This is a genomic window from Megasphaera sp. AF13-6AC, assembly GCF_027685385.1.
Classification (GTDB): domain Bacteria; phylum Bacillota; class Negativicutes; order Veillonellales; family Megasphaeraceae; genus Megasphaera; species Megasphaera micronuciformis.
In genome coordinates this window covers 1-5,931 of record NZ_JAQCUN010000084.1, presented here as the reverse complement: position 1 = coordinate 5,931, position 5,931 = coordinate 1, and the positions used below count along the sequence as shown (strand labels likewise).

Genomic DNA, 5,931 nt, shown 5'->3' with positions numbered 1-5,931 from the left:
CAACTTCGGTGAGTGGGAAGGTCATCGCTACGATGAGATTACATCCGGCTGGCCCGGAATGATTGAAGATTTTTATGCGTCTGAAGGAAAGATGAAAGCTCCCGGCGGAGAATCTTTCGAAGAAGTGGAGATGCGCTCCTTAAAGAAGGTACAGGAAATTTTAGCCGACCATAAAGACGGAGATACCGTATTTATAGCATCTCACGGGGCGACGATTCGGTGCCTTCTTTTCGGGTTGTTGGGATTGCGACTGACTCGGATTTGGTGTTTCCAACAGTTTAATACGGCTGTCAACGTCATTGAGTATTACGGCGAACGCAATGTCATGACGGTCATGAATTCGACGCGCCATTTGGAACAGATGGCGGAAGTCCAAAAGCAGTGGTCGACCATGATCGGACTATAAGGAGAAACCCATGATTCGCTTGGATAAATTGCTCGGCCATTCGGGATACGGTACGAGAAAAGAAATTAAGAGTTTGTGCAAAAACGGGGATGTAACGGTAAACGGAGAGATCGTTCGAGACAGTTCCGTAAAAGTGGATGAAGGGGCTACTGTAATCGTAGCCGGTGAGAAGGTGGAATATGAAGCGGTTTCGTATTTGATGCTGCATAAGCCGGCCGGTGTCGTTTCGGCAACTCAGGATAGCAGAGTTCGGACCGTATTGGATATTTTGCCGTCCCGTTATGCCGCTTCTCGGGTAGCACCTGTAGGTCGCTTGGACATAGATACGACAGGACTTCTCTTACTGAGTAATGACGGTACATGGGCCCATAAGGTGATTTCACCTAAAAAGCACGTGCCGAAAGTTTATGAGGCTCAGGTGGAAGGACTTATTCCCGATGACGTGGGAGAACGCTTTGCCGCCGGAATTGTTTTGGAAGACGGGTTGGAATGCTTACCCGCACGGGCTGAAAAAATAGCTGAGGGTCGACTGCAAATTACCGTTTGTGAGGGAAAGTTCCATCAAGTAAAGCGTATGTGCAGTGCCGTCGGGCTTGTCGTGACGGCATTGCACCGCAGTCGTATCGGCGGTCTGGCTTTGGACAAGGATTTGAAGGCCGGAGAATACAGAAAGTTGACTCGAGAGGAAATCGACCTGCCTCTTCTTTCAACAGGAGATTTGTAAAATTGTAAAAACGTCCTTCTTAACGTGTAAATAACTGGTCAAAGCCTTGTTTATATGGTATTATTGTCGTTAGTCGAACAGAAATAAGGTGATATTATGACAATGGAAAGAATAGCGGCTTTACGCCGTTTTCTTCAGAATCATACTTTAGATTCCGTCATTATGTTACAACCTGAAAATCTCAAATACTTCAGCGGCTTTACCGGCGGGGAAGGGGCCTTGGTCCTGACGCCGTCACGAGTTATTTTATGGACCGATTCGCGGTATATTGAACAGGCTGTCGACGAATGTACTGAGAAGATTACCGTTATGAATCATGGCGGTCGATTGGCTTTCTCCGCCGTTTCCGTGTTGATAGAAGACGGAGCGGGAGCTGTCGGGTATGAACGGGATTTCATGACGCATTCTTTCTTTGAAAGTATGGCTCAGGAAGACGAATTGTACTTTGAAGCCGTGTCCTTACAGGAACTAAGAGCCGTAAAAGAAACGTATGAAATCGAAGCGACACGACGGGCATCACGTATTGCCGACATGGCATTTGCGGAGCTTTTGCCCCATATTCGTCCGGGCGTTACGGAACGACAATTAGCGGCTTTGTTGGAAAGCAAGATGCTTTTGGCCGGTTCGGAAGAAAAATCCTTCGATACTATTGTGGCCTCAGGGAAACGTTCGTCCATGCCGCACGGCACGGCGACGGATAAGCCCGTTGAAAACGGTGATTTTATTACCTTTGATTTCGGTGCCGTTTGTGACGGATACCATTCCGATATGACGCGAACCGTTGTTTGCGGTAAAGCTTCGGAGGAACAAAAAAGTTTTTATGACCTTGTTTTGCAAGCTCAGCTCATAGGTGTGGATGCCGTAAAAAGCGGTGCCTCCTGTTATGAGACGGATGCAGCTGTACGGCAGTTTTTTGCAAAGCACGGTGTAGATAAATACTTTACCCATGCGTTGGGGCATGGAACGGGGTTGGAAATTCATGAGCAACCTGTTCTGTCACCTCGCTCTCAGGGAGTATTGAAAGAGAATATGATAGTCACGGTAGAACCGGGGCTGTACATAGAAGGCAAGTACGGAGTGCGTATTGAAGACTCCCTTGTCGTAACAGCAGAGGGCTGTGAAATATTGACGACAACATCGAAAGAATTAACGGAGTTGTTTTAGGAGGAGATTGTGTATGATTACAAGTAATGATTTCAGACCGGGCGTTACCATTGAAATTGACGGTCAGGTTTGGCAGGTTGTGGAATTTCAGCATGTAAAGCCCGGCAAAGGGGCCGCTTTTGTACGTGCTAAAATTAAAAACCTCGAAACCGGTGCTGTTGTAGAACGCACATGGAATGCAGGCGAAAAAGTACAGGAAGGTCGTGTTGATCGCCGTCAGATGCAATACCTCTATGAATCGGACGGAATGTACGTATTCATGGACAACGAATCGTATGAACAGATTGAGCTCAATAAAGATGCACTCGGCTCGGCAGTAAACTTCCTCAAAGAAGAAATGAATGTATCCGTCATGATGTTCAAAGGCAAGGTAATCGGAATTGACTTACCCGCAACCGTTGAACTTCGTGTTGTTGAAACGGATCCGGGCGTTCGCGGCGATACGGCTACGGGCGGTAGCAAGCCGGCTACGTTGGAAACGGGATATGTCGTTAAGGTGCCTCTTTTCATTAACGAAGGCGAATTGTTGACAATCGACACGAGAACCGGTCAGTACACGGGGCGTGCATAAGTAAAGAAACGATAAAAAGCGATGAGCCTCTCATCGCTTTTTGTTCATGGAGTATCTTTTATGATGACGACGGAATATAACGAATTGGGAGCTGTTCACATTGCCGACAAGGTTATTGCCGGTATAGCGGTTGAAGCTGCCTTGGCTGTAAAAGGTGTTGTCGGACCGGCCGCTTCCTTTGCGGAAAAATTCGGCCGTTCTTCTTCGCCTCGCGGCATAGATATCAAAACGGACGGGACTACGGTTGAATTAACGGTGCGATTGGTTGTTCGGTACGGTATTCGCATTCCGGATGTAGCCATTGAGGTTCAACAGGTTGTGAAAGGAGCCGTTGAATCCCGATGCGGCTATGAAGTGTCGGCTGTTCACATTATCGTTCAGGATATTTTATATGACCGACCGGCAACAGAAGAAGGTTGATAGAATGGAAACAAATGAAGAGAAGGTATATACGGTTTCTCAATCGGCAATGGAAAAAATTGTTCGTACGGCCGTGGCCGGTACGACCGGTGTAGCTGCGAACCGTAAGATACATGTAAGTGTACACCCTAAGGAAGATGAATTGGCCGTGGCCATACGTCTGACAGCGTTGCCGGAGGCACAAATGCGTGAGTTGGCTCTGGCCGTTCAGCATCATACGGCGCAGGCTGTAAAAGATATGATCGGCCCCGATAAGGTAACTGTCGACGTAACTATAGAAGATATGATTGCACACCGGACGGTGTAAGGCAAGGAGAGGATAGCGTGAGCAGACATACAGCACGCCGGAGAGCATTGGAAATTCTTTTTTCCCGAGAATTTCACGATACAAATGATATTCAATACAGTGAAACGGAAATCCTCGGTTATGCGGAGGATGAAAAAGAACCGATAGAGAGTGCCGCAACAGTAGAGACGGTCACGGCCGATTGTTTGGATGCACATGCCGTGCCCTTTGAAAGCGAGAACGAGGTTCTTAGTGAAGCGGCTGAAGATAACAGCGAAAACGACACGAACTCTTATTGTGAATATCTTGTGTCCACCGTTTCCGAGCATGGCGAAGAACTGAATGATCTTATTCGTACATATGCCAAAGGTTGGGATTTGAGGCAAATGAACAAGGCCGATAAAACCATTATGAAAATGGCTTTTTGTGAGTTCGTATACCCTAAGGAAAAATTGGCATCAGCCATTATTATAAATGAAGCAGTGCTCTTGGCTAAACAGTTCGGCGGGGCGGACTCCTCCAAATTCGTAAACGGTATTTTGGGTGCCTATGCGAGGACACACGAATAATGAAGGTATATCTGGGAATTGATACCAGCTGTTATACAACTTCATTGTGCCTGTTGGATGAACAGGCGGCTGTTCTTGCCGATGAACGTCGCATCTTGACCGTACCCGAAGGAAAACGGGGACTCTCGCAGTCGGAAATGGTATATCAACATGTGCGAAATTTACCGGAGTTAACGGAAAAAATCGCATCTTATGTGGCGGGCAATACGGTATGCGCCGTCGCCGTAACGGATAAGCCGCGGCGGCGTGACGATTCGTATATGCCCGCTTTTTTAAGCGGACTCGGTTGTGCTCGCTCATTGGCGGCTATGCTTAACGTTCCGTTATATAGGCTGAGTCATCAGGAAAATCACCTTTTGGCCGCCTGGAGAACCGTAGGAAAGGAACCCAAAGAGCCGTACTGTGCCCTTCATCTTTCCGGCGGCACGACAGATATATTAAGGGTTGAGACTGATGGTGACAGTACCGTAATTACTCGTATAGGCGGCACGACGGATATCAGTGCGGGACAGTTTATCGACCGTGTCGGCGTTGCTTTGGGACTGCCGTTTCCGGCCGGGAAATACGTGGATAGGCAGTCTCTGACAGCGTTGGGAGCGGTCAACGGGTTTCCGGTCTGGCATAGGGACGGCAGTATCAGCTTTTCAGGGCGGGAATCACATATACAGCGTCTGATTACGGCCGGGGAGACGAGTTGTGAGATCATTTGTGCACAAACTATGCATACGGTTTTGAACGGCATTTTAGAATTACTGGATACCGCATTGGCAGGAAACGAGTATAAGACGGTTGTTGCTGTGGGCGGTGTGATGGAAAACAACTTTTTACGGACTTCCGTCGAAGCGGCTATGCGTAGACGCCGAATTGAATTTATACCGGCACCGCAGGGATTCAGTGCCGATAATGCAAGCGGGGCGGCCTTTAAGGCTTTACGGGAGTACCATAAGGCGGGTATATGATGAACTATGACAGTGTGTCGACCGTTGTAGGTAGAATAAAAGAAGACTTGGAACATGATTTTCGTTTGAAAAATGTGGCTATGGAAGGCAATATTATCGGCTTGAAACGGGCATCTACCGGACATTGGTATATGAACATTCATGACGATAAGGCTTCTATCAGAGCTGTCCTTTTTCGTAATCGTGCCGGCACGATGATGAGCACTGTAAAAGAAGGCGATCGCGTTGTCGTGACGGGAGAAGTCAACGTGTACGAAAAAGGAGGTACCTTTTCTTTTATTATTGAGAGGCTTTTTTCTCAAGGCGTAGGGAATCTGCAACAACAGTATGAGAAAAATAAGGCCGAGCTGTATGCTCAAGGATATTTTGACAAGGATAACAAGAAAGAATTGCCTCGCTTCCCCTGGAAGGTCGGTGTATTGACATCGGCTACGGGCGCAGTTCTTCACGATATACAAAAAATTCGTGCGGAACGTAACGAATATATAGAGGTCGTTTTATATCCCGTGCCTGTTCAAGGAGACGGAGCTGCACCTAAATTGGTTAAGGCCCTTGAAGAGGCGGGGAAGAATCGTGATTTGGATGTTTTGATTCTGGCCCGCGGCGGCGGTTCCATGGAAGACTTGTGGTGCTTTAATGATCCGGCCGTCGTTCGGGCCGTGTATAATACGCAAGTGCCTATTATTACGGCTGTCGGACATGAGACGGATACTACTCTCGTCGATTATGCAGCCGATGTGCGAGCGGCGACCCCCACACATGCGGCGGAGCTGGCATTTCCTTCATTTACGGATATACAATTGCAAATAGCCGCTCTGACGGAAACGGCCGG

9 protein-coding genes are annotated in these 5,931 nt (G+C 47.9%); all 9 read left to right on the top strand.

The annotated features are described in order from the left end of the window. Nucleotides 1-406: histidine phosphatase family protein (locus PGX78_RS05725; protein ID WP_270445839.1), on the top strand; the 406-nt coding region annotated here is incomplete at its 5' end. 10 nt (nucleotides 407-416) lie between these two features. Beyond that, nucleotides 417-1,130, top strand: coding sequence for a pseudouridine synthase (locus PGX78_RS05720; RefSeq protein ID WP_270445838.1), 714 nt, complete (start codon nucleotides 417-419; stop codon nucleotides 1,128-1,130). A 96-nt stretch (nucleotides 1,131-1,226) separates the two neighbouring features. After that, nucleotides 1,227-2,294 carry a M24 family metallopeptidase gene (locus PGX78_RS05715; RefSeq protein ID WP_270445837.1) on the top strand — a complete coding sequence of 356 codons (1,068 nt, stop codon included), beginning with the start codon at nucleotides 1,227-1,229 and terminating at the stop codon, nucleotides 2,292-2,294. Nucleotides 2,295-2,307: 13 nt separating this feature from the next. Continuing rightward, on the top strand, nucleotides 2,308-2,865 hold the full coding sequence (efp, locus tag PGX78_RS05710; RefSeq protein WP_006943199.1) for an elongation factor P: 558 nt from the start codon (nucleotides 2,308-2,310) through the stop codon (nucleotides 2,863-2,865). Between the two features lie 60 nt (nucleotides 2,866-2,925). After that, entirely contained in the window at nucleotides 2,926-3,285 is a 360-nt protein-coding gene (locus tag PGX78_RS05705) for an Asp23/Gls24 family envelope stress response protein (protein WP_270445836.1), read from the top strand. Between the two features lie 4 nt (nucleotides 3,286-3,289). Further along, complete coding sequence (locus PGX78_RS05700) at nucleotides 3,290-3,592, top strand: Asp23/Gls24 family envelope stress response protein (protein WP_270445835.1); 303 nt, start codon at nucleotides 3,290-3,292, stop codon at nucleotides 3,590-3,592. 17 nt (nucleotides 3,593-3,609) lie between these two features. Further along, entirely contained in the window at nucleotides 3,610-4,140 is a 531-nt protein-coding gene (gene nusB / locus PGX78_RS05695) for a transcription antitermination factor NusB (RefSeq protein WP_270445834.1), read from the top strand. Next, nucleotides 4,140-5,099 carry a peptidase gene (locus tag PGX78_RS05690; RefSeq protein WP_270445833.1) on the top strand — a complete coding sequence of 320 codons (960 nt, stop codon included), beginning with the start codon at nucleotides 4,140-4,142 and terminating at the stop codon, nucleotides 5,097-5,099. Before nusB ends, PGX78_RS05690 begins: the two co-directional genes overlap by 1 nt. Next, on the top strand, nucleotides 5,099-5,931 hold an 833-nt coding region (gene xseA, locus PGX78_RS05685), incomplete at its 3' end, for an exodeoxyribonuclease VII large subunit (RefSeq protein ID WP_270445832.1). The genes PGX78_RS05690 and xseA, both read left to right, overlap by 1 nt.